The organism is Chitinophaga sp. OAE865 (genome assembly GCF_040546735.1).
In the GTDB taxonomy this organism is placed as follows: domain Bacteria; phylum Bacteroidota; class Bacteroidia; order Chitinophagales; family Chitinophagaceae; genus Chitinophaga; species Chitinophaga polysaccharea_A.
Genome location: NZ_JBEPOF010000001.1, coordinates 5,605,292 through 5,629,446 on the forward strand (window position 1 = coordinate 5,605,292; position 24,155 = coordinate 5,629,446).

Below are 24,155 nucleotides of genomic sequence, written 5' to 3' on the forward strand. Positions count from 1 at the left end.
TGGCAATCCGTCTTAAAAAATCGCATACAGCAATACAGATTTATAATTTGTATTTTATCATTGGGTTTAATCTTAAATACAATAAATATGAGCGCACGAAATAATATAGAAAAAGAGCAACCCCTGGATGCCCGTCAGCAAAGCCTTGCCGTTATTTCTGCACTGGTGGCAACAGGCAACATTGAAAGCCTGAAAATACAGTTCAATACCGGACTCGATGCGGGGCTTACCATAAATGAAATAAAAGAAGAATTGGTACAGTTATATGCCTATTGCGGTTTCCCGAAGAGCCTCAACGGTATCAGCAGCTTCATGCAGATATTGGAAGAACGGAAAAAGAACGGCATTACCGACGTGGCAGGTAGAGAATCAACGCCCTTAAAAGACAGCACGGACACTTATGAACGTGGAAGAAAAACGCTTGAAATCCTGACCCAAACGCCACAGCCGAGACCAGCGCCAGGGTTCGGTGAGTTTGCACCCTGTATCGATGCGTTCCTGAAAGAACATCTTTTTGCCAACATTTTTGACAGCGATGTACTGAACTACCAGCAGAGGGAACTGGTAACAATTGCCGCTCTGGCTGCCATGCAAGGGACAGAAGGACAATTACAGGCACATATTGGAATGGGCATGAATACCGGGATTACCGCCGAACAGGTGAAAGCTGTATTCGACATTATTGAAAAATCGGTAAGCAAGGAACAAGCCAGCAAAGCAAGAGCAGTTCTCTCAAACATGAAAAAACAAGTAAATTGACAACCAGTAATATGAAAAGGCCCATATTTCAATACCGCATTTACACTAAACACCCCTTGCGGGCCATACTGGCTATAATAATGCTTCTTTGTATGAATAACACCGCCCATGCGCAACAACAGGAAGTGATGGTGCGCATTTCAGAAATAGAGATATATCCACAATACCTGGAGGAGTACAAAACAATACTAAAGCACGAAGCAGCAGCGTCGGTAAAACTTGAAGATGGAGTTATTACTATCTTTCCTATGTTCCAAAAGAGCACTCCAACACAGGTAAGGATATTGGAAATATACAAAGATCAGCAGGCGTATCAGTCACATCTGAAAACCGGGCATTTTCTGAAATACAAAACCACCACACTGCAAATGGTCAGATCATTGAAATTGGTGGATATGGACGCTCTGGATCTGGAAGCGGCAACGGATATCTTCATAAAATTAAAACATATCACTGTTCCGCACAGATGATCAGGGCAGCATACAGAAAAAAATGAAGCAGCTGTTACACGATTAACAAGCGGGCAAAAAACAATCATAAAATCATACCTAAAATGAACAATAGTACAATGGATCTTTTTGAAAGATTGAGAAATGGGGAAACCATTACAGCAGGCGACCCGCAGGCATATAGAATGCGTGAAGTATCCTATGCCACGATAAAATTGCTTAACCAGATGAATAGCTCAGGTGACCCGGTAGAAATCAGGAATTTCCTGGAGCAGATTACGGGTTCAGAAATTGACGAGAGTACAACAGTATTTACCCCCCTTTATATCAATTATGGAAAAGATATCAAGATCGGGAAAAATGTCTTCATCAATTTTGATTGTACTTTTCTTGGCCTGGGAGGTATTACCATTGAGGATAACGTAATGCTGGCTCCCAAAGTCAGTTTGCTGTCGGAAGGCCATCCTGTATCGCCGGAAAACAGGCACTCCCTGATGGTAGGACGTATCCTCATTAAAAAAAATGCCTGGATAGGCGCGAACGTTACCATTCTTCCCGGTGTAACGATCGGAGAAAATTCGATAGTCGCCGCCGGGGCTGTCGTTTCAAAAGACGTTCCCGATAATACTATTGTTGGTGGTATCCCTGCAAAGATCATTAAAACAATAGAATAGGATCCGTAAAGATACAATCCGTATGACGGAGGCACTTATCTTTTCACAACTTTATCACAAAAACAAAAAAACCTTGTAGAAAGAGTTTCTACAAGGTTCAGTTACGTCAATATACCCTCAAATCCAACTCAGACAGCAACGATCAGTAGCAGCTACTATAAAAACATCCATATTCCACGACGGTAGCTGCCCCGATGAAACGCCTGTATTGAATAATAGGGAAATCAACGTTTTTTTATCTTCTTAGCCTCTTCTGAAATTCTGGCAAAAGACTTATCTCTTTTTCGTTTTTCCTGTTCAGAAGTAGAAAAATACCAGGATTCTTTTCGCAACTTGAGATAACTATTGTACACCTCCTGTTCCAAAAGACCGCTGTTTACAGCTTCCACAACCGCACAGCCAGGTTCATTAACATGCGTACAATCCTTAAAGCGACAGGATTCAGCAAAATCGGCAACCTCGAATATTTCTGCCAATGACTCAGGATTGTCCAGGGCTAAACCAAATTCTCTTACGCCCGGTGTATCTATTAAGATACCACCATCATCCATCAGCACCATTTCCCTTCGGGTTGAGGTATGCCGCCCTTTACCTGAGGATTTGCTTATTTCAGATGTGACAAATACGGTCCGTTCGCATAATGCATTGATTAAAGAGCTTTTCCCAACCCCTGATGATCCTACAAATACGATCGACTCTCCCGGCCTGATAAATTCCCGCACAGGATGTACTGTTTCAGGAGAAAGAATGCTTGTGAAAAACACGGGTATCTGGCGGGTAATATGTTTCAGCGATTCATCTACCTGGAGGCGATCAAATTCCAGATCAGATTTAGTGAGTATCAATATCGGCTGAATATTTTCTTCCAATACCTGAACCATAAAACGCTCCGTCCGGCGAACACTGAAATTGGCATCAAGACCTTGTACGATAAACGCCTTATCAATATGGGAGGCAATAGCCTGCCTCCCGGATATTGTACCGCTCTTTCTCCGGTATAGCGTATGCTTACGCGGTAAAATATCAAGGATTATTCCCTTGTTATCGTCAAAAGGTTGAAAGATTATCCAATCGCCCACACACGGAAGTTCAAACAATGACTTTCCATAAAGCAGATTCCCGGTCAGTTCGCACAACAGCAATCCGCTCTCCGTGATAACTTCATAATTGGTTTTGTTCACCGCGGAAACACGGCCATGGAAAAGATGTTTGTATTGTGAGGCTTGTTTAAGTTGGAACAGGCTATCGTTCCAACCATATAATGATAAGTTATTCACTACTTATAATTTAAAATGATGAAATAAAATTGCCTAATTCTCTATCATCCGAATGGTTTGCTGCATACAAATCACCTTTGGTAATACGGGAACTACCAAGCCGGCAATTTTCAGAAACAAGACACCCGGAATCAGGCAATCATTCCAACTGCTAAACTATAATATGTGAATACTTGTTTTTGCATAAGATACAAAGATACAAAAAAATAATTCAGGCTCAAATACAGAAAAGCCGCATACATCCTGTTATTCAAGCGGTTTTAATTTCCTTTGATTTCCCTATGGTGCAAAAGCCAGACATTTTTATGGCCGATTTACGTAAATTAGCTGAAATAGTATAATATTAAACAGACGTATTCCCGGTGAAATAATATGCAGGAACAAAAAGGGGAAAATCAGGACTCACAACATGATGAGCTGGGGATAAAGATCCGCTCAAACGATAATCCTTATCTTCCGGCTGACATTCAAAAAAAACTGCTGCAGCCACGCAGATTATCTTCTTATTTTATTGTATTAATTGAAAGCGGTTCAATTACCTACAATATAGACTCACAGGACTTTACCCTTACTGATGGGCATTTGCTTTTTGCAATGCCCAATCAATTTTTCACGCCACCTGCTAAAACAGACGATCTTAAATATTTCAAGGTACTGTTTGATGAGAATACACTGGCATTGTTGCCACAACAATATCCCTTTCTGGTCAACCCCTTAAACGCACAAACCATAGCACTTGACAATGCTGCAAAAGAAAGAGTGATAAAGGTTTTTGGCATTCTAAACCAGATACTTTACGTAGATAGACATGAGACCGACACCGAAATAATATTAGCTTATCTTAACTCATTGCTATCAGAATTAAACAGCGCGTATTTCAAAAACAAAGAATCCGCCAATATCTTAAACGCTAACCTTTCAAAGTTTATCGAATTCAAATTAGTGGTAGAAACGCACCTTGCGGAGCAACCTTCCATCAACGCAATTGCGGAAAAATTAGCCTTAACTACAAACAGTTTGTATCGGATTGTAAAAGAATATGCCGGTACATCGCCCAAAGATTATTTTATTAACCGCTTAATGGCGGAAGCTCAGAGAAAGTTGCGCTATTCCAATACTTCCATCAAGGAATTGGCCTATGAACTGGGCTTTAACGACCCTGATTATTTCTCCAGGCTCTTCAAAAAAAGTACAGGAAAAAGCGCAAGTGAATTTTTGCCCAGGCAGGATTTGTCGGGGAAATAAAGTGAATTGTCCATTCCCGCTATTTTCCGGCCCTTTACTTTTGCTTCATAAAATTCATACAGGAAATGAAATTTGCATTAGTAACAGGAGCTAACAAAAGCATTGGTTTTGAAGTTGCGCAGCAACTGGCTCAAAAAGGAGTTTATGTTTATCTCGGCAGCCGTAATATGGAGAACGGTATTGAAGCTGTTGGTAAATTAAAAGAGAAGGGATTAAACAATGTAGAGGCTATTCAGCTTGATATTACAGATGACGGATCAGTAATTAAAGCCCGTAAAGAAATAGGTAAAAAAACAAAAGTCCTGGACATATTGATTAATAATGCGGGCATTTACGGTGGTTATCCCCAAACGGCACTCGACTCAACTATTGATCAGTTTAAAGCAACATATGATGCAAATGTTTACGGCGCGGTGCGGGTTACACAGGCATTTATTGATCTATTGAGGAACTCGTCAGCACCCCGTATTGTAAATGTAAGCTCAAGCCAGGGCTCAATTACGCTTCACAGTGATCCAAACTACAAATACTACGACTACAAAGGGGCTGTATATCTTTCTTCAAAATCAGCCCTGAATATGTATACTGTTGTTTTGGCTTACGAACTTAAAAATACCAACTTCAAAATAAATGCCGTTTGCCCGGGATATACAAAAACAGACTTCAATGGACATCGTGGGCCAGGAACTGTTGAAGATGCAGGAAAACGGGTAGTAAAATATGCGCTGATTGACAATAATGGCCCAACGGGGAAATTTTTTAGCGAGGAAAATAATCCCGAAACAGGAGAAATACCCTGGTGAAGAAGATTGAGTAACCAGAAAAGTAATTTCGCACTTTGATAAAGGTTAACAAATAGACTTGAAACCTGCGCCGCTCGCAGGTTTTAAGCTTCCTCCAGTGAACCTTCTGGTACAAAACCCGAACCTTTTCATATTCGGTTTACGTAAATCAGCTGAAATACTATAGCTAATTAATTTCTGGTGAAATGAGGGCAAATGGCGACACACTAAGTGAACTGTCAGCATGAAATATTGTTGCCTGGAACCTTTTCAAGGTTTGGGGAATACATAGCAAGTCGTCTGACCAGGCTGATGATCGTTTTTTTATCATAACCATATAATTCATGCAGTTGTTGTTGCGTACCCTGTACTGCGAATGTGTCTGGCAGCCCCAGCCGCTTTAAGGTAACATGGTAATCATGCTCCACCATAAACTCCATCACAGCACTGCCTACACCTCCTGAGGTACAACCATCTTCGATAGTGATCACCGTGGAAAACCGGCGGAATACCTCGTGTAACAGTGCCTCATCCAGCGGCTTAAAGAACCGGAGATCATAGTGCGCTACGTTCAATTGATCTTCTTCCAGCTCCCTGCAGGCTTCTTTTGCGTATTGTCCCACCGGGCCAAGGGAAAGAATGGCGATATCCTTACCAGACCTGATCTTTCTTCCTTTTCCTATTTTCAGTCTTTTGAAACCGGAGGAGACAGACGCAGATATTCCCGCTCCCCTGGGATAACGAATGGCAAATGGTCCGCTCCCTTTGCTGGCCTGCGCCGTAAAGAGTAGATTTCTGAAGTCTTCCAGGTCCATGGGGGACGCACCAATGATGTCAGGTACACATCTTAGAAAAGCAATGTCAAATGCACCATGATGTGTTGGCCCATCCGGCCCTACAACACCCGCCCGGTCGATACAAAATATAACGTCCAGCTTTTGCAGGGCCACGTCGTGGATAACCTGGTCATAGGCACGCTGCAGGAAAGTAGAGTATATCGTACAAAAAGGGATCATGCCATCAACGGCGAGGCCGGCCGAAAAAGTAACGGCATGTTGTTCAGTGATGCCTACATCAAAAACACGTTCCGGCATTTCCTTTTTCATTTTGGTTAGTGCGCTTCCCGATAACATCGCAGGTGTTACCGCCATGATCTTTGGATTGCTGCCGGCCAGTTCAATTAAGGTATCACCAAATACTGACTGGAAGGTGACAGCCTGGTTGGCAACCGTTCCTTCATCTAACGTAGCACCGGTAAATCTGTCGAATTTTTTTGGTGCATGCCATTTCGCTTTATCGGTCATCGCCGGGGCAAAACCTTTCCCTTTGGTCGTTACACAATGTAATAATTTGGGTCCGGGTATATGCTTCAGTTTTTCCAATACATGGATCAGCTTTTTAAGATCATGCCCATCAACGGGACCAAAATACCGGATGTTCAGCGCTTCGAAAAGATTACTGTAGCGCAATAGCCCTCCTTTCACCATTTTCTGGAGCTTCCGTATCACATCCACCGGCCACTTGTCTGGCTGCCCGGGATGCGATAACAGCTTACTGATATGCTGCTTTAACGCATTATAATGCCTGCCGGCAGTGAGCTCCGTAAGATAGTTCTGTAAAGCACCTGTATTGGCATCGATCGACATATTATTGTCGTTCAGTATCACCAGCATGTTGGGCTGTTCATACCCGGCATTATTTAACGCTTCAAATGCCTGCCCTGCAGTCATAGCCCCGTCACCGATCACCGCAATATGCTGGCGTGTATTTTCACCACGGTATTTGGCGGCACAGGCCATGCCCAATATGGCCGAAACAGAGGTGGAAGAATGTCCGGTTCCGAAGGCGTCGAATACACTCTCCTCCCTGCATGGAAAGCCACTGATCCCCCCCAGTAACCTGTTGGAATAAAAGCGGTCCTTTCTTCCTGTCAACAATTTATGCGGATACGCCTGGTGCCCAACATCCCAAACCAGTTTGTCTTCCGGTGTATTAAATACATAATGCAATGCAACCGTAAGTTCCACAACACCAAGACTCGAACTGAAATGACCTCCATTCGAGGCAACATGATCAATTAAAAAAGACCTCAGCTCTTCGCAGAGGCCCTGCAGAGACGAAACAGGCAGGTTTCGCAAATCATCCGGTGTATCAATATTAAAATTTTCGGGCATTCAGCATTCTTTCCGGCAAAATTAAATCGTTTACATTTACAGTACAGATACAGAATATGTATAAATTACCAATACAGATATGAAGGTGTATAAATTCGAAGCTTTTACCAGCGACATTGAAAAAAACATACGCAAGGGCGTTTTCAAACCCGGACATAAACTGCCGTCTGTCCGGGATCTGAAGGCGCAATATCAAACAAGCATGAGCACTATACAGCAGGGATATGAGTATCTGGTCGCCAGCGGATTGGTGGAGAGCGTGCCTAAATCGGGCTATTATGTCAGTAACAGGCCGGACCTGTCCAATCAACCGGTGAAGACCAAACATCGGCTGGTAGCCAGGGACGCCACTTTCAAGCATCATCTTGGACTTACGACTTCGCTGAAAGCGGGACGCAGATTTTCGGAGTTTAATGTAGCGGCCCCCGGTGACCTGCTGATGCCGCAAAAACTATTGCTCCGTACCATGCAGCAGGTGATCAGGGAACAGGGCGCCGGTTTGCTGCGCTATTACCCTTCCAACGGATCAACTGCATTAAAAGAGAATATCTTAAAAAAGGCGGCAGTTCATCAAACCATTATCAATCCCGATGAGCTGCTGGTTACCGATGGCGCATTACAGGCGCTGTATATTGCTTTAGCCGCGGTGTGTAATGTGGGAGATGTGATTGCCGTGGAGAGTCCCTGTGTTTTTTCTGTACTGGAAGTGATAAGGGTACTGCAACTGAGAGTGATCGAAATCCCGGTTGACCCATACACCGGGTTTGATATTGATTTTCTCAAAAAAGCTTGTCGTACCAATGCTATTAAAGCAGTAGTGATAACCCCCAATTTCCATAATCCTACCGGCATCTTACTCTCCAATGAACAAAAGCTGGTACTGTTATCCGTTGCACTTCAATATAATATTGCGCTTATTGAGAATGATATTTATGGAGATCTATACTTCCACGGTCAGCGGCCTTCCACAATAAAAAGATTTGATGACAGCGGGTTGGTATTATCTTACTCATCGTATGCGAAAACGCTGGCGCCAGGAATACGGGTCGGTTGGTTATCAGCGGGAAAATTTATGCAACGTGCAGAACAAATCAAGTTTGCATTGGGCAGTACTGTTTCGCCATTGTACCAGGAAACGGTGAACCGCTTGTTAGCCGGCAACAGCTATGACCGGCATGTCCGTTCATTCAGAATGCAGCTGGCAAAGAATGCGCATGTTGCGATTAACTTGTTATCAGCTCATTTTCCGAAAAAGACTTCGATCCTTACACCTGCGGGCGGATATAATATCTGGGTAAAGATGCCCGATAACACTGATATGGCGCGCTTCTATGATCAATGCGAAAAAATCGGGGTAAGGTTTACGCCAGGTTATACCTTCTCTTTTTCAGGCCTTTTCGATAAGTATTTCAGGATTGTGTTTGCGGATAAATTCTCTCCCAAAAGGATAGAGGCGCTGCAGCTGGCCGGAAAGCTGGCACGATAACATCTGTACTACCCATAATTTCAAATTGTGTACTGTGTATTATCCAGCGCACCGTGATAGATTTGCCTGTATAATTACGACAGACTATGAACATCATCACGAAATTTACAGTAGTTACAAAGCAGGGCATGGATGCGCTTTTGATGCTGACCAAAGAACTGGCTAGGGAGAAGTATTCTGGTCTTCTCCAACAAAAAGTATTAGATAAATACATCTCCGAAAATTTTAATGAACGCGCGTTGATCGCTGAGATCAACAATATATCTAACCAGTGGCTGGTAGTGTATGTGGATGATCAACCCGCAGGATATGCGTGTATCACCTCCAAGGGTAAACGACCGGAGTCGCTGGAAGGCAAGCGGGCTGTCCGTATCGCGGACTTCGGCGTGCTGCAAAAATACCCGGCGCCTGCTGTCAGAGATGCGCTGCTTGAAAAATGCCTCGCTGTTTGCAAACCATATGAAAATGTTTGGCTAACTGAATATGCTGCAAATCCTCTTCTTCCCCTTTTTGAAAACAAAGGATTCACCAGGCAGCAGTCTGCCGGACAGCCGCACGAGTTATCATTGGCTGCCGTGTGTCTGATCGCGTAAACCCTATCAGTGAGACAAATGGAATTACGCAAAAAAATCATCGTTACCGGCGCGGGGACCGATATACACAGTAAGGCCACCATGCTGCCCGTACTGATTATTTCACTCGCTACTTTTATTATATTCTTCCAGGGATTAATGGTAGCCCCTTTGTTGCCTATGCTTTCAGCATATTTCGACACATCGGTCAGACACGTAAGCTTTATAGAACCATCATACCTGCTGGGTTACGGCCTTTTCACACTGTTTTATGCTCCGTTAAGTGACAGGATGGGAAGATTTAAGGTCATCATTTTATCCCTGTTGTTATTTACAATTCTTACGCTGGCCACCACTATAGTCAAGAACATCAACCAGATGATCCTCTTACGGTTGCTGACAGGAATGGGTGCTGCCGGTGTGGCGCCTACTACCATTAGCTGGATCAGTGACACCTATCCATACGAACGAAGAGGGCATGCACTCGGCATTTTCTTTGGCTGTATGGCAGGCGGTACTGCCTTTGGCTCCAGCGTAGGCGCACTCTTCTCTTCACTGATTGGCTGGAGATGGCTATTTGTAGGTGTTGCGGCAGCCGGTCTGGCCATTTCGGTCCTGATCATCGTGTTGAGAAACTGGTTATTTGATGCATCTAAGGAGGCTATCGGCAGTCAGAAAAATATTCTGTCATCATTTCACACCATCCTCTCACAGAAACGGGCCAGGTGGGGTTATAGTTATGTCATGTTCAATGGTATGTTTCACAGCGGGATCTTCGCATGGCTGGGATATTTTTTTTATAAAAACTATGGATCAAATGAAATGCAGATCGGCCTGGCGTTGCTCGGTTATGGTATCCCCGGGCTATTGCTGGGTCCTTTTCTGGGAAAGCTGGCAGATCGCTATGGTCGGAGTAAGATCATACCGCTGGGTATTTTCGTAGGGTCGTTAGCGGTACTGCTGCTTAGCCGGCAATTCAGCCTGGCGGCTTCATGTATGCTCGTTACTCTTTTATCCCTGGGCTTTGATCTTTCGCATCCGCTGTTTGCAGCGATCATTACAACATATAGTACCAATAAGGGGGCGGCAACGGGGCTCTTTGCCTTCTTCCTGTTCCTGGGCTATGGACTTGGCAGTTTAGTGTTGAGCCTGATCGTTAACATAGGACTGGAAAAAGCTTTCCAGCTATACGGTATGTGCGCACTTATTGCAAGCGCAGCGGCGGTATTCGTTTTCAGAAAAGAGAGATGACCGTATTAAAACGGGAGGTAAGACCTGTGGCCTCTATTGTTTATGTGATGATGAGGAACTCAAAAAAGGCTTCAAAACTAACAAGTTCTGAAGCCTTTTTTATTTCCAGTGATCCCCTTGGGACTCGAACCCAAGACCCATACATTAAAAGTGTATTGCTCTACCAACTGAGCTAGGGAATCCTTTCCTATTAAGGGCTGCAAAGATAATAATCCCAAATTAACCGCCAAATTTTTTTTCATAGAAAAATAAAATAACTTCAGATACTATATGAAAAAGTACCTGGTAATTATATTGTTGGCCTATGCTGCCTGTACCCCACCGGCAACTTCCTATACTTACTACCGTGGAGCCGATGGGCAGCTCAAAGTTCAGGAGCACACTGAAACCGGATCCGGCTTACCTCTCAATATCAAAAAGAAGAAACGGGCAATTCAGCCTACTATCACTTTTGTGGAAGCCGTTAAAGAATACCGCCGCACCTTTCATCATTTTCCACAGGACTTATGGAACCTGCAAAATATGAACGACAAAAGCCGCAGTGCGTTTAAAGACATGAAAGAAACAGGATTCACCGATCTGCAATTGCAGTATGTATATCTTGATTCTTTTGTAGTCGCCTTTGTACATAAACCGGTATATACCCGGGCGAATAAAAACAGCCTTCTTTCCGGGTCCGATGTACACGGGAAATTTATTTTTACCTACAATGTCAAGGACTCTTCCTTTCTCTATGTAAAGAAACTGGATTAAATAAATAAGCCGCCTGCTTTACAGCATGACGGCTTATTTGTTATCTTTTAACATGGGTTATTCATCCATTCCGTCCTGGTAGTTATTATTGCCTTTCTCTGTTTTGCTGCTGTTGGCAACGAGGGCGTTGATATTATTGACCTCTTCTTTGGTGAAATACCGCCAGCTGCCCGGCGCCAGGTCCTTCAGCGTCATATTCATGATCCGTGTGCGTTTCAGGGTTGTTACTTCATACCCCAATGCCTCGCACATACGGCGGATCTGCCGGTTAAGCCCCTGGGTTAATATAATACGGAAACGGTTCGGCCCCTCCTGCTGAACAAAGCATTTCTGCGTCATTACACCAAGGATACGAACACCGCTGCGCATACTTTTAACAAATTCCAGGTCTATCGGTTTATCAACGGTTACAATGTATTCTTTCTCATGCTGGTTACCGGCCCGCAGGATCTTGTTTACAATATCCCCATCGTTGGTAAGGAATATCAGCCCTTCGGAACGCTTATCCAGCCGGCCAATAGGAAATATGCGGGATGGGAAGTTCACATAGTCAATGATGTTCGTTTTATCTTTCAGATCGGTGGTGCAGGTAATGCCTTTAGGTTTATTGAGCGCTATATACACGGTCGATTTCTTCTTCTTCAGCGGCTCCCCGTCTATCTCTACCACATCGCCGTCTTTTACGCGGTTGCCTTTGGAGGCAATATTGTCGTTAATGGTAACGCGGCCCTGCTCAATATATTTGTCCGCTTCCCTCCTGCTGCAGAAGCCTGTTTCACTGATATATTTGTTAACGCTGATATCCATATGGCTGCAAATTACTTAAAAACCGGATGCCGCCAATATTTATGCTTTGATGTTAAAAACGAAGAATGTAACTTGTTACAGGCAATTTGTCACGCTGCCCCGGTCCCTGATATGAAAATACTTCTATGCCTCATCACCGGCCTGTTATTGCTCAGCTATTCTCGCCTGACGGGCCAAACGTTGTTGCCTTATATCCTCAACGGGGCTGCTACCCAGCGTACATGTAACTGCTATGTGCTCACTCCCGATCAGCAAACTACCAGCGGTACGGTATGGAATAAAAATAAGATCAATCTCCACCAGTCTTTTAATTACGTATTTGATGTGAACCTTGGTTGTAAAGATGCCAACGGCGCAGATGGCATTGGCTTCATCCTGCAAACCAAAGGCACCAATCTCGGTGCTACCGGGCAGGGCATCGGTTTTAAGGGCATCTCGCCTTCACTGGGTATTATTATAGACACCTGGCAGAACAACGATGAAAACGACCCGCCTTATGATCATATCGCCATCCAGATGAACGGTATCACGGATCACAGCGATCCTGCGGGCAATCTTACCGCGCCAGTAACGGCGCTGGCCGGCAGCGACAATATAGAAGACTGTAACTGGCACCTTTTCCGCATCCGCTGGGACGCAGGCACACAGCACATGGAAGTAAGCGTGGATAATGAACTGCGGCTTACACTTGATAAGGATATTGTAAACGATATTTTCAGCGGCGATCCCAATGTATTCTGGGGCTTTGCCGGGTCTACCGGTGGCAGCTCCAACAAACAGGAATTCTGCGCGGCCCTGCGCCCGGAATTTAATTTCAATCCCGGGCAGATCTTCTGCGATGGTACCCCCATCCGTTTCAGGGACAATTCCAGCTCTTTTGGATCTATCACCCGTTGGTGGTGGGACCTGGGAGATGGAACCCAGTCCACCGCACCATTACCACCCGCCCATGTATACCCTTCGGCGGGACAATATGAAGTAAAACTGGTGATTGAAGATAACAGCGGCTGCATGTCGGATACCTTAAAGGCGCCCTTTACCGTGGGGGCATACCCGGTGGTGGACTTCGGCCCCGATCCGCTATGCATTACCGGGAAAATGCAGATGGAAGATCGTACAACCATTGCCGTAGGAGCTGCTGAAAAATGGGAATGGAATTGGGGCAACGGCACTACCGCTACCGATCGGCAACCTACCGCGCCCTACACCACGCCGGGCGTCAAACAAATACAGCTCTCGGTCACCTCCGCACAGGGTTGTGCCGGCACCGCCACCAAAACGGTACTGGTAGGCAATACACCGCAGGTAAACGGCAGCGGTGAAGATGTATGCCTGGGCGCCACCACTGCATTTGAAGGATTCAACCTTACACCTGCTACTCCGGTAAATCAGTGGCACTGGGATTTTGGCAATGGTAACACACTTCTGCAACAACAGGGCGGCTTCCGCTTCGCTGATACCGGGTACTACCGGGTAAGCCTATACGCTATTAGCAACGATGGCTGTGTATCGCCCAAAGTGGAAGTCCCGGTAAGGATTACTTCTGTGTTCGCCCGCGCCGGCAAAGATACCATTGTGGCCAGCGGCCAGCCACTGCAGTTGCAGGCGGAATGGCTGAATCCCCGCGTCCGTTATACCTGGTCGCCGGTAACCGGCCTCAATGATCCCTACATTGCCAGTCCCGTTGCCATACTGCAAAAAGACCAGACCTTCCGCCTTACGGTCACTTCCCCCGAAGGTTGCGAGGACCACGACGATGTAAGCATCAAAGTATACGCAGGACCGGAATTTTATGTTCCCAATGCGTTCACGCCCAACAACGACGGGCGTAACGATATTTTCCGGGTTATTGCCGCCGGTGTGCCCAAACTGGATTTCTTCTGTATATGGAACCGCTGGGGTCAGGAAATTTTCCGCAGCGCCAGCCTTCCCGGTGGATGGGACGGCACCTGGAACGGACAGCCCGCTCCTGCAGCCACTTATGTATGGATGGTGCAGGGCGTGGATTATACAGGACGCCGCTTCAGCAGGAAAGGCACGGTAACGCTTATACGTTAACCGCCATCCCGGTAAAAAAACAGGTAGTAACGATAACGCCTACACGCGGTAACAGATAGCATTGATATTCATCCCGGCTCCTACAGAGGCAAACAGGATCACATCCCCTGCATGTATTTCCTGGTTGGCAATATGCCCTTTCCGTACCATATCATATAAAGTAGGCACTGTGGCTACAGAGCTGTTGCCCAGTTCGTGGATATTCATAGGCATAATATCAGCAGGCGCTTCTTTTATACCATAAAGTGAGTAGAAAGCCTTGATGATGGCGATATCCATCTTCTCATTGGCCTGGTGAATAAAGATCTTCTTTACATCCGCAATGGGAACCCCGCCTGCATCCAGGCAGGCCTTCATTGCCTCCGGCACATGCTTCAGGGCAAACTCATATACCTTGCGGCCCTGCATCTTGATATAACGGATACGCGCGTCTGCTTCCGGTGCAAAGGATTTACCCATGTAGATATAGTTTAGCTCTTCCATGGCATACGACTGCGCACTGGTACTGATCACACCCGCACTGCTTTCTTTATCATTAACCGCTTCTACAATCACAGCGCCGGCGCCGTCACTGAAAATCATGCTGTCGCGGTCGTAACGGTCAATCACCCGGCTCAGCGTTTCTGTACCGAGTACCAGGCACTTCTTTGCCAGTCCCGCTCTAAAGAACGCATCTGCCTGGATAAAGCCCTGGATCCAGCCGGGGCAGCCAAATAAAATATCGTACGGAATACAGGCAGGGTTCCGTATTCCCAATGCCTGCTTCACCCTGGAAGCGAGTGAGGGTACGGCATCCGACTGTATCGTATCTGTAAGTACATTACCAAAATTATGGGCTACTATGATCTGGTCCAGTGTTTCAGGGTCCAGGCCCGCATCCTTGATGGCGGCTGCCGCTGCAGCTACGGCCATTTCTGTAGCATTCATATCAAGGTCGGCATACCTGCGCTCGCAGATTCCTGTCACCTCTCCGAATTTGCGGATAATGACTGCCGCCTCATATGGAATCTTTTCTCCCCGGTCACTGTAGAAATCCTGCTGCAAAAAATCACTGTTCTTTACTTTATTGGCAGGAATAAAACTACCGGTACCGGTAATAATCGTCCTCATTGCATTAACCATAGAGCCCCTTTGTTTTTAAAGTTGCCACCTGACAACTTATCCCGTAAAGATACAATAAAAAGCGTGCCTTTCCAGTCACAGGCCCCTGTCTTCATCTCCAGGAACAAAAAATGGCGCTGTTATTAATAACAACGCCATCATTTATATTCATCTCTGTTTATATCACAAACTATCTGCTACACCCTTCAGTAATTCGTACGACCGTAACCGTATGTCCTGGTCGTAAATATGTGCAGTCGCCATCAGCTCATCCACCTGTGTTTCTTCTATGAAACGCTGCAACCCTGTTTTAACAGTGGCAGTACTGCCTATAAACGAACAGGCAAGCATCTGTTGTGCATGTGCGGCTTCATATTCATTCCATACACCTTCCATACTGTCGATCGGGGGACCCAGACGACGGAGCTTCCCGCGGATAATTCCCAGGAACAGCTGGTAGAAAGATGTAGCCAGCCGGTTCGCTTCCGCATCAGTATCTGCGGCAATTACATTTACGCAGGCCATGGTATGGGGAGCTGATAAAAATTCAGAAGGCTTGAAATGCTGCCGGTATATTTTCAGTGCAGCATGCAGTTGTGCAGGTGCAAAATGACTGGCAAATGCATAGGGTAAGCCCATAGCGGCGGCCAGGTAGGCGCTATCGGTACTGGAGCCTAATATCCAGATGGGAATATCCAGCCCTTCACCAGGTATGGCCCTCACGGCACTGGTGTGATTATCGTACGATAAGTATTGCTGCAGCTCCTGTACCTGTTCAGGGAAATCGTGGCCTGCCCCCAGCCTGTCGCGGCGCAAGGCCCTTGCCGTTACCTGGTCGGTGCCCGGCGCCCGGCCAAGCCCCAGGTCTATCCGGTCGGGGTACAGTGAGGCCAGGGTGCCAAACTGTTCCGCCACCACCAGCGGCGCATGATTCGGGAGCATAATACCGCCCGAGCCTACCCGGATGGTATTGGTGCCGCCGGCAATATAACCAAGCAATACGGCTGTGGCGGAACTCGCCACACTCACCATATTATGGTGCTCTGCCATCCAGAAACGTTTATATCCCAGCTTTTCAACATGTTGTGCCAACCGCAGGCTGTTCCGGAAGGCATCTGCGGGCGTACTTCCTTCTGTTACCGGCGCCAGGTCTAATACTGACAACGGCCGTCTTAATCCTTGCTTATTCATGGGCACAAATTTACTACAATGCTGCCGACGGATATGAGGCGATATACTTTAGGTAAGCAGCCTAAGCATGCTCCAGCATATCAATGAATGCAGCGGAAAAGCGATAAGCATCGCCCGGCCAGCGGGCAGAAAGATAGTTCCGGTCACGTACAATGAAGCCCCGCCCCGGATGCCGGGCATCATCCCTCCGCAGTGGCAGCGGACCACGGATAAACTGCCTGGGAGTTGCCAGCGCAGCCGTTACTTCCGACTGTACCGTTACCGGGTAAGTGAGATAATAGTCTTTAAGCCACCAACGGGTAAGCTGATAGGCCATCCGCTCCTGGATGGCCAGCAGGGCGGTGGTTTTATAGGAATGCAACACAGACTTCCCTGTTTGCAGATGCCTGCTTCGTGCAGCCAGCACTGTACCATGACAGATAGCCGCCACCGGCTTTCCATCTGTAAAAAACCTGGTAACCACCTGTTGTAATAAAGCTGATTCAAGATAGGGAATCATGCCTTTGTCGTGCCCCCCGGGCAACAGCAACGCATCATAATCCTCCGCCCGGATCTCCGTATATTTTAAAGGCGTGCAAAAAGACTCACTGTTCGACATACGTTGATAAGCCATCACAGCATCTTCCCTTGCCTGCAGCAGCCATTTCCATATACCCAATCCCTCTCCCCTCAATACCCGCAGGTCGGCCATGGCACTGTAACCGCCCGGCGTGGCAAATTGCACCTCGTACCCTTTTGCGGTCAGCAGCAACCAGGGTATAGCAGTTTCAGCAGGATCAAAACCATAATCAGGCAGTGGCAACAGCACCTTCTTCATGCAGGAAATTTTAACGCAGGAAAGGAAGATAACAAAATTACTTAATTTCAGGCCCTCATAATCGTGTTATGCCCCTGATATTGATATTTGGTTTGAATCCCAGCCGGAACCGGCCAAAAGCGGCCTTGATATCCTTATAAAAACGGTCCGCTGGTGTGAAAGCAAGGGGCAATAAAAACCGCAAATGGAAGAAAAATTACGCGCACATATAGAAAAAATAGTACCGCTTAGCGACCAGGAATTTGAATTTGTGTCTGAACATTTCACGATAAAAAATTATAAAAAGCGGGAGCTCATTATCCGGAAGGGCGAAAGCGTAAAGTATATTTATTTCGTGATCTCAGGGTTGTTAATGCTATCTTATAGCGATGACCAGGGGAAACAGCACATTGTTTCCTTCGCCATGGAAGACTGGTGGGAAACGGATTCGCTGGCCTGGTTCACGCAAACAAAGGCCTCCATGTCGTTGCAATGCCTTGAGGATACAACAGTATATTGCCTTTCGCTGGAACATTATAAAGCACTGTGTGCAGGTATCCGGAAGATGGAGCACTTCTTCCTGGAAAAATCAAATGCAGGTCATATCGGCGCCCAGCGCCGCATCTTATCTTTCCTGACTTCTAACGCAAAAGAGCGGTACGAACAACTGCTCAAACATTATCCATCGCTGTACCAGAGAGTGCCAAAAACGTTGCTGGCAGCTTATCTTGGCGTATCACGCGAAACACTCAGCAGGCTTTACCGGTCTTCGGGAAAGTGATGTTTGTCACACAAAAAGCAGCGCATTGTGCTCATCTTTGCAGTGTACAATTTTTTAATCAAACCGTGCCTGCAGCGCTACGAACAAAAAATCAATAACATGGAAAAAAGGATCATTAATCCCTGGCAATGGCAGGATCAGCGGAGCTATGTGCAGGGCCTTGAAGTAAAGAACGTGGAAAGTACGCTTTATTGTGCAGGCCAGGCGGCCGTGGAAGCCGATGGAAAATCAAGCACCGGCGATATGAAAACCCAGATAATACTGGCGCTTCAAAACCTGGAACGCGTGATCAGCGAAGCCGGTTATCAATGCGGGAACATCGTGCGGTTAAACGTTTACACCACTTCGTCCGCAGAATTTTTCAGCTGCTTTGATATATTCCAGGCCTGGATTGCAAAGCATGGCATTAAACAGGCCACTACTTTATTCGAAGTAAAAACCCTCTTTGAAACATTGAAAATTGAATTTGAAGCTACCGCAGTAAAATAAAGCGAAGGCCCGGTATATGCCGGGCCTTTGTTTTTATAATTAGTTATATGAAGATGAGTAACGATAATAAAATAAGATAGATCACCAGTTTAATGATCCTCCAGCGGTTGGTACGGAAATGACGGGGCCGCGTAAAATCAACATTGATACGCCGCATAAAATAACCTGCATAACCCCGCCCTATAAGGGTTTTAAGCATTCCCCATTCATTGCTGCATCGCAGCATGGTCATATAGTAAGCCACTTTCGGATCACGGTAACCCATACCTGTGGCCCTTATATAATTGATCCCCATATCAATAAAAGGAATAGCGGCTAAAAGGATCAGCCATTTCTGCCAGCTGAGAAATATAAAGAACAAAGGCGCAGATAGTAAAGCCAGCAGCAATCCCTCTACAGGATTGGGGAAAGCATACCAGTTAAATGCTTTAAACCGGGGCAACAGCATGGCCATGCCCGCGCCATAACGGGTAAAACGGTCGTAATGCGGCTGCCCGTTATTCCACCACGGATGGGTAATACGCGCCTCTTTCACACAGGTGAACTGCGTATTATGCAGCATACTTATCCTTGCCCCCAGGTCAATATCCTCTCCCCCGCCAATAGCCGACAGCTCCGGCGAAAAACGCAGGTCCTGCAAGGAGTTGCGATTATACATGATATTGGCCGTTACTCCCCATTTGAACTGTTCCTTTTTCCGGGCAATAGTAAAAATACTGGTAAGCCCGGCAGCATCCAGCGCACGTGTAAAGGCATTTAGGGGAACCGGGAAATCTGTTAACCCTATAAAACCAATTGTAACCGGTTGCGCCTTGATGGCTTCTGCATACCGGAACAACAGATCATCATCTGCCACAATATCATCATCCAGGAATAAGATCCAGCTTCCGCTTCCTGCTTCAATCCCGGTATTGCGGGTTTCACCAGGGCCCCTGTTTTCAGGATTTATAAATAACTGTATCACACCTTCCCGTGCCAACCTCTGCAACTCCGCGCCAGGCTTCACATCCGGGTTGTCTGCAATAATATAATAATTGAATTTCCATCCGCCGGGTTTGGGCAAATGGATCAGTGGAAGCAAATATTGCTCATCCAGCCGGAAAGTGGGAATAATAATATCAATAGAATTTGTAATCCCTGACATAGGGCGCGAAGATAAATAAGATTTTATTTCTTCTCTGTAGTATACATAAATAAAGGGGGTGGCAAGACTACCTCCCCCTTAATATTTTAACCATATCCTATGAAAAACCTGGTACAAAGATATATTCATGGCCGTTAGTTGCCCTCCTTATTTCGTGAACGCATTATTATTCCCCGTGAATGCATGAAATCAGCGGGCCTTAACCGGTAGTTAACAAAATAATAAGAGTGGCGCCAACGCTTCCATTAATTACCCAATGTTTTCAGAGCGAGATAAGACATCAGGCCAGCGCCGGTTTCCAGCGCTTTTTCATCGGCATCAAAAGTAGCTGTATGTAAACCGGAAACAATTCCCCGGTTTTCATTGCGAACACCCAGGCGGTAAAAGCAGGCATCGGCCACCTGGGAATAGGAGGCAAAATCTTCCGCCGCCATCCAGATGTCCAGGTCTTCCACCAGTTCTTCCCCCAGGTAATCCACTGCATGCCCCCTGCTGGCTGCCGTCAGCTTATCCTCGTTGATCAGCACAGGATATCCTCTTTCTATTTTAATATCACAGGAGCCTTCCATACTTTCTGCTATGGAGATGGCCATTTTTTTAATTTTCTCATGCGCCGCATTGCGCCAGGTTTCGTCCAGCGAACGGAAAGTCCCTTCCAGCTTCACTTCATCGGGGATCACATTACTGGCCCCGTTGGCATGCATTTTTCCGAAGCTCAGTACAGATGGCAGCAATGGATTGGCCCGGCGACTTACAATCTGCTGCAACGCTATCACCATATGGCAGGCAATCACCACCGGGTCTATGCCCAGGTGCGGCATAGCTCCATGTCCCCCTTTTCCTCTCACCGTAATGGAGATCTCATCGTTACTGGCCATATAGCGCCCGGAACGGAAGCCCACCTTGCCTACAGGCAGCTCCGGCATTACATGCTGCCCCAGGATATGGTGTGGCCGCGGGTTTTCCAGTACCCCGGCCTTGATCATCAGGCTGGCCCCACCGGGGATCACTTCTTCCGCCGGCTGGAAAATAAACTTCACCGTCCCGGAAAACTCTTCCTTCATCCGGCTCAGAATGCCCGCCACGCCCAGTAAAGACGCCGTATGCACATCATGCCCGCAGGCATGCATAACGCCCTGGTTCCTGGAACGGTAGGGCACTTCGTTCAGCTCCACGATAGGCAGGGCGTCGATATCGGCCCGCAGGGCCACCACTTTATCCGACGGCTCCCGCCCTCCCTGCAATAAAGCAACAATACCGGTATCAGCCATCCTTTCATAAGGGATCCCAAGGGAATGCAACCGGTTCTCAATAAAAACCGCCGTCTGGTATTCCTGGTATGAAAGCTCTGGATGGGTATGCAGATGGCGACGGTTGGCCGTTGCCTCCTCCAGCAGTTCGCTGGCTAATTGCCGGATTCTCTCTTTAAGCATGTGGCTGAAGTTTTTATAAACTTCAAGTATACAATTTTTTATCCGGTCAAACCGCATGAAAGCATATCACTGTTTGCTCCAGCTTCTCAGTTTATAACCATAAAACGCGTAGAATATCAGGTAGAGATAACAGGGAAACAATACCCAGTAAGCCAGCCGTACATTGTATATATCTGCCACCAGCCCGTACACTACCGGCAGCATGGCATTGCCGCATAAACCCATGATCATTACAGATGCGCCCAGTTTCGTAAACCTTCCCAGCCCATCCAGGGCCAGCGGCCAGATGCCCGCCCACACCAGCGAATTGGCAAATCCCAGCAATACCACGAACCAGATGGAAATATCCGTTACATGGCCCAGGAACCGCACTTCCCCGCGCAGGTAAATGATGCCCAGCGTAAATAATGCACCGAGAACAGTACATATCCTCAGGGCATTGGCCTGGCTGATCACCCGCGGAATCAGCGATATGCCCAGCAGGTAGCCGCAAATGGTAACAAATAATGTATAGGACGGGAACGTTTTTGCTTCCAGCAATGGAATATGCATAGAGCCGGCATAACCGATTATGGTATCTATAGCCACTACCTGCGTACCTACATGTAAAAATATTGCCAGCGCCCCGAGGATCAGGTGGGGAAACTGGAAAATGCTGGTTTTGCCTGCATTGGCGCTGGCCACGGCGGCATCTTCATGCTCTGTATCAATTTCCGGCAAGGGAGATAAGCGAACCAAACATCCCAGTCCAAACAACACCACCGATACCACCGCGTAAGGCACTATTACCCTTTTTATCAGGGCATCCAGCACCTCGTTGCGCGCATCGCCGCTCATATGGGCCAGCTCTTTGAACAGGTCGCCATCCGTGGCTTTCAGTATCACCGCTGCAAAGATCAGCGGCGCCACAATGCCCGCACCCTTGTTACAAATGCCCATAATGCTGATACGCGCAGCCGCACTCTCTTTTGGCCCAAGGATGGTGATGTAGGGGTTTGCCGCCGTTTGCAGCACGGCCAGCCCCAGCCCGATGATAAACAGTCCCGCCAGGAAGATCTCGTAAGTACGCGTGTATGCCGCCGGTATAAAGATCAGCGCCCCCATCGACATTACCCAGAACCCTATCATCATTCCCTTCTTGAAACCCACCGCCTTCAGCAGGTAGGAGGCCGGCACGGACATAAAAAAATAAGAGATATAGAACGCAAAGGCCACCAGGTACGACTGGAAATTGCTCAGTTCACAGGCTATCTTGAAATACGGTATCAATATGGCGTTCACCCAGGTCACAAACCCGAATACAAAAAACAATAAACCCACAATGAGTATCGATATCACGGTATCGCGCCGGCTAAGGGATCCTGCTGCTACAGTAGCTGTATGTTGTTTCATGCTTGGTTATTTAATTACTCCGGTCGCTTTGCTATTGCCAGTGCGCGGGTAGTGTGTAGTATTTGGCCATGCCAATAAAGATAATATTTTGACCTGTCCGGTTATTTTTTTTCATTGAGAACGTTACCGGTGTTTTTTTTTCATTTGCCGGTTAGATGACATCATCGTGATTCCCATGCCCGGAATCAAATAAATATTATATTTGGTTCCTCAACCAATAATAACTCCAATCACATCAAACATCTGCTATGAGAATTATTTTCGTACTCCCGTTCCTGTTAATGGCTTTTTCAGGTTACAGTCAAACCGCTACTATCAGATCCATACTGCTAAACCAGTTACGCACTACCCACAATAAGGCCGAATGGTTTGTACCGGTCAATACCGCCATAGAAGGGCTTACGCCGGAACAGGCCAACTGGAAAGACAGTTCCGGCAACCACTCTATTGCACAATTGGTGACTCATCTTACTTTCTGGAACCTCGACCAGCTGGAAAAGTTTAAAGGGAAAGAAAAGTCGGCATTCAACGGTAATAACGACGACACCTTTTCCCCGGCCACAGCAGCGCAGTGGGAAGCTTCGGTTAAGCGGATCGACAGCGTACTTACCGCCTGGGAAACAACAATTGAACAGACAGATGAGAAGAAGCTGTCTTCCCAATACACCACTATTGCCAATATCAATACGCACAATGCCTATCATATTGGCCAGATCCTTTATATCCGTAAAATGCGGGGCAACTGGAATCCTGAAAAAGGGGTGAAATAAAACCGGTTCCCGCTTTAATACCTGCCAGATCATCAACACCCGCGGGAGAACCTGTTGATCTCCTCACCGGCCACCACAAAAACATTGTGAAAACTCCCGGATTCGTTTATATTTAGTCCTTATTTCCGGCACGGAAAACCCGGAAATAAGGATTTTGCAGTTTATAAGACTAAAATAATGGCGATAAATTCCCGTTTTATTACAAAAAATTCCGATCAATGACTGTGACAAGAAGAGCTGCGCTCAAGCAACTGCTGTATGTTTCAGCCGGCATGGCCATATTGCCAGCCTGTTTGCAACACACCAGCAGAACATCCCTAACATTAAAGAATATTGCGGTAGACGGCGACCAGGAAAAAATGCTGGCAGAACTCGTGGAAACGATTATTCCCGCTACTACCACACCAGGCGCGAAAGAGCTATCCGCCCACCTGTTCACGCTCATTATGATGGATGATTGCTACAAAAAGGAAGACCAGCAGAAATGGCTCAGTGGCATGAAAGCATTTGAACAGGCCGGTAAGAAATTAAACGGGCGTAGCTTCCTTGACAGCACGCCGGCGCAACGGGAAGAGCTGCTTAAAAGCTTTGAGACCGCCAAAGACGATAAAGAAGATGCCGCTTTTTTCTATCGCACTACCAAACGCCTCACCATCCAGGCGTATACCAGCTCCAAATATTTCCTTACCAAAGTAAATGTTTATGAACTGGTACCTGCACGGTACCATGGTTGCGTACCACTGAAACCCATTACCCGGAAGCTTGCCTAAC

The 24,155-nt window shown here is 46.6% G+C and carries 23 protein-coding genes and 1 tRNA gene; 14 read left to right on the plus strand and 10 right to left on the minus strand.

Going from position 1 to position 24,155, the window contains the following annotated elements:
- The first annotated feature begins 87 nt into the window (after window positions 1–87).
- From ABIE50_RS22405 to ABIE50_RS22415, 3 genes are all read left to right on the plus strand, one after another.
- Entirely contained in the window at window positions 88–759 is a 672-nt protein-coding gene (locus ABIE50_RS22405; RefSeq protein WP_209859470.1) for a carboxymuconolactone decarboxylase family protein, read from the plus strand.
- Window positions 760–851: 92 nt separating this feature from the next.
- Window positions 852–1,229 (plus strand): putative quinol monooxygenase, encoded by a 378-nt coding sequence (locus ABIE50_RS22410; RefSeq protein WP_354028127.1) that lies wholly within the window; start codon window positions 852–854, stop codon window positions 1,227–1,229.
- Between the two features lie 83 nt (window positions 1,230–1,312).
- On the plus strand, window positions 1,313–1,882 hold the full coding sequence (locus tag ABIE50_RS22415; RefSeq protein ID WP_354028128.1) for a DapH/DapD/GlmU-related protein: 570 nt from the start codon (window positions 1,313–1,315) through the stop codon (window positions 1,880–1,882).
- Between the two features lie 224 nt (window positions 1,883–2,106).
- Here ABIE50_RS22415 and rsgA read toward each other — a convergent pair whose 3' ends face one another.
- A complete protein-coding gene (gene rsgA, locus ABIE50_RS22420; RefSeq protein ID WP_209859466.1) occupies window positions 2,107–3,159 on the minus strand; it encodes a ribosome small subunit-dependent GTPase A in 1,053 nt (350 codons plus the stop codon).
- 372 nt (window positions 3,160–3,531) lie between these two features.
- Here rsgA and ABIE50_RS22425 point away from each other — a divergent pair, with 372 nt between their 5' ends.
- Window positions 3,532–4,404, plus strand: coding sequence for an AraC family transcriptional regulator (locus ABIE50_RS22425; RefSeq protein WP_209859464.1), 873 nt, complete (start codon window positions 3,532–3,534; stop codon window positions 4,402–4,404).
- 65 nt (window positions 4,405–4,469) lie between these two features.
- Window positions 4,470–5,207: an SDR family oxidoreductase gene (locus tag ABIE50_RS22430; RefSeq protein ID WP_209859462.1), complete on the plus strand. Its 738-nt coding sequence runs from the start codon at window positions 4,470–4,472 to the stop codon at window positions 5,205–5,207.
- A 218-nt stretch (window positions 5,208–5,425) separates the two neighbouring features.
- Here the strand turns inward: ABIE50_RS22430 and dxs are convergent, their stop codons facing one another.
- Window positions 5,426–7,360, minus strand: coding sequence for a 1-deoxy-D-xylulose-5-phosphate synthase (gene dxs, locus ABIE50_RS22435; protein WP_209859460.1), 1,935 nt, complete (start codon window positions 7,358–7,360; stop codon window positions 5,426–5,428).
- Between the two features lie 79 nt (window positions 7,361–7,439).
- Here dxs and ABIE50_RS22440 point away from each other — a divergent pair, with 79 nt between their 5' ends.
- The 3 genes from ABIE50_RS22440 to ABIE50_RS22450 all read left to right on the plus strand — a co-directional run bounded on the left by ABIE50_RS22440 (window position 7,440) and on the right by ABIE50_RS22450 (window position 10,669).
- Window positions 7,440–8,846, plus strand: a complete 1,407-nt coding sequence (locus ABIE50_RS22440) for an aminotransferase-like domain-containing protein (RefSeq protein WP_209859458.1) — start codon at window positions 7,440–7,442, stop codon at window positions 8,844–8,846.
- A gap of 86 nt (window positions 8,847–8,932) precedes the next feature.
- Window positions 8,933–9,439 carry an N-acetyltransferase gene (locus ABIE50_RS22445; RefSeq protein ID WP_209859456.1) on the plus strand — a complete coding sequence of 169 codons (507 nt, stop codon included), beginning with the start codon at window positions 8,933–8,935 and terminating at the stop codon, window positions 9,437–9,439.
- Window positions 9,440–9,457: 18 nt separating this feature from the next.
- Window positions 9,458–10,669 carry an MFS transporter gene (locus tag ABIE50_RS22450; RefSeq protein WP_209859454.1) on the plus strand — a complete coding sequence of 404 codons (1,212 nt, stop codon included), beginning with the start codon at window positions 9,458–9,460 and terminating at the stop codon, window positions 10,667–10,669.
- Window positions 10,670–10,778: 109 nt separating this feature from the next.
- On the opposite strand, the gene ABIE50_RS22455 is transcribed toward ABIE50_RS22450, so the two are convergent.
- Window positions 10,779–10,851: transfer RNA gene (locus tag ABIE50_RS22455), tRNA-Lys, on the minus strand.
- A gap of 88 nt (window positions 10,852–10,939) precedes the next feature.
- On the opposite strand from ABIE50_RS22455, the gene ABIE50_RS22460 reads away from it, so the two are divergent.
- The gene (locus ABIE50_RS22460) at window positions 10,940–11,422 is read left to right on the plus strand and encodes a hypothetical protein (protein ID WP_209859452.1); all 483 of its coding nucleotides are present in this window, start codon (window positions 10,940–10,942) and stop codon (window positions 11,420–11,422) included.
- A 57-nt stretch (window positions 11,423–11,479) separates the two neighbouring features.
- Here the strand turns inward: ABIE50_RS22460 and rluF are convergent, their stop codons facing one another.
- Window positions 11,480–12,229: a 23S rRNA pseudouridine(2604) synthase RluF gene (gene rluF, locus ABIE50_RS22465; protein WP_209859450.1), complete on the minus strand. Its 750-nt coding sequence runs from the start codon at window positions 12,227–12,229 to the stop codon at window positions 11,480–11,482.
- Between the two features lie 111 nt (window positions 12,230–12,340).
- Here rluF and ABIE50_RS22470 point away from each other — a divergent pair, with 111 nt between their 5' ends.
- Window positions 12,341–14,287: a lectin-like domain-containing protein gene (locus ABIE50_RS22470; protein ID WP_209859448.1), complete on the plus strand. Its 1,947-nt coding sequence runs from the start codon at window positions 12,341–12,343 to the stop codon at window positions 14,285–14,287.
- Between the two features lie 39 nt (window positions 14,288–14,326).
- Here ABIE50_RS22470 and ABIE50_RS22475 read toward each other — a convergent pair whose 3' ends face one another.
- The 3 genes from ABIE50_RS22475 to ABIE50_RS22485 all read right to left on the minus strand — a co-directional run bounded on the left by ABIE50_RS22475 (window position 14,327) and on the right by ABIE50_RS22485 (window position 17,396).
- The gene (locus tag ABIE50_RS22475) at window positions 14,327–15,409 is read right to left on the minus strand and encodes a 3-oxoacyl-ACP synthase III family protein (RefSeq protein WP_354028129.1); all 1,083 of its coding nucleotides are present in this window, start codon (window positions 15,407–15,409) and stop codon (window positions 14,327–14,329) included.
- Between the two features lie 162 nt (window positions 15,410–15,571).
- A complete protein-coding gene (locus tag ABIE50_RS22480) occupies window positions 15,572–16,579 on the minus strand; it encodes an LLM class flavin-dependent oxidoreductase (protein WP_209859446.1) in 1,008 nt (335 codons plus the stop codon).
- A 61-nt stretch (window positions 16,580–16,640) separates the two neighbouring features.
- Window positions 16,641–17,396: a type 1 glutamine amidotransferase domain-containing protein gene (locus tag ABIE50_RS22485; RefSeq protein WP_209859444.1), complete on the minus strand. Its 756-nt coding sequence runs from the start codon at window positions 17,394–17,396 to the stop codon at window positions 16,641–16,643.
- Window positions 17,397–17,580: 184 nt separating this feature from the next.
- Here ABIE50_RS22485 and ABIE50_RS22490 point away from each other — a divergent pair, with 184 nt between their 5' ends.
- Entirely contained in the window at window positions 17,581–18,156 is a 576-nt protein-coding gene (locus ABIE50_RS22490) for a Crp/Fnr family transcriptional regulator (protein WP_209859442.1), read from the plus strand.
- A gap of 99 nt (window positions 18,157–18,255) precedes the next feature.
- Window positions 18,256–18,645: a RidA family protein gene (locus ABIE50_RS22495; RefSeq protein WP_209859440.1), complete on the plus strand. Its 390-nt coding sequence runs from the start codon at window positions 18,256–18,258 to the stop codon at window positions 18,643–18,645.
- Between the two features lie 43 nt (window positions 18,646–18,688).
- Here the strand turns inward: ABIE50_RS22495 and ABIE50_RS22500 are convergent, their stop codons facing one another.
- The 3 genes from ABIE50_RS22500 to ABIE50_RS22510 form a co-directional block, all read right to left on the minus strand.
- A complete protein-coding gene (locus ABIE50_RS22500; protein WP_209859438.1) occupies window positions 18,689–19,789 on the minus strand; it encodes a glycosyltransferase family 2 protein in 1,101 nt (366 codons plus the stop codon).
- A gap of 245 nt (window positions 19,790–20,034) precedes the next feature.
- Window positions 20,035–21,222 (minus strand): M20 metallopeptidase family protein, encoded by a 1,188-nt coding sequence (locus ABIE50_RS22505; protein ID WP_209859436.1) that lies wholly within the window; start codon window positions 21,220–21,222, stop codon window positions 20,035–20,037.
- Between the two features lie 66 nt (window positions 21,223–21,288).
- On the minus strand, window positions 21,289–22,614 hold the full coding sequence (locus tag ABIE50_RS22510) for a sugar MFS transporter (RefSeq protein ID WP_209859434.1): 1,326 nt from the start codon (window positions 22,612–22,614) through the stop codon (window positions 21,289–21,291).
- 248 nt (window positions 22,615–22,862) lie between these two features.
- Here ABIE50_RS22510 and ABIE50_RS22515 point away from each other — a divergent pair, with 248 nt between their 5' ends.
- Together ABIE50_RS22515 and ABIE50_RS22520 are read left to right on the plus strand one after the other, a co-directional pair.
- Complete coding sequence (locus ABIE50_RS22515; protein ID WP_142688285.1) at window positions 22,863–23,384, plus strand: DinB family protein; 522 nt, start codon at window positions 22,863–22,865, stop codon at window positions 23,382–23,384.
- A gap of 218 nt (window positions 23,385–23,602) precedes the next feature.
- Window positions 23,603–24,154 (plus strand): gluconate 2-dehydrogenase subunit 3 family protein, encoded by a 552-nt coding sequence (locus tag ABIE50_RS22520; RefSeq protein ID WP_209859432.1) that lies wholly within the window; start codon window positions 23,603–23,605, stop codon window positions 24,152–24,154.
- Window position 24,155 lies beyond the last annotated feature (1 nt).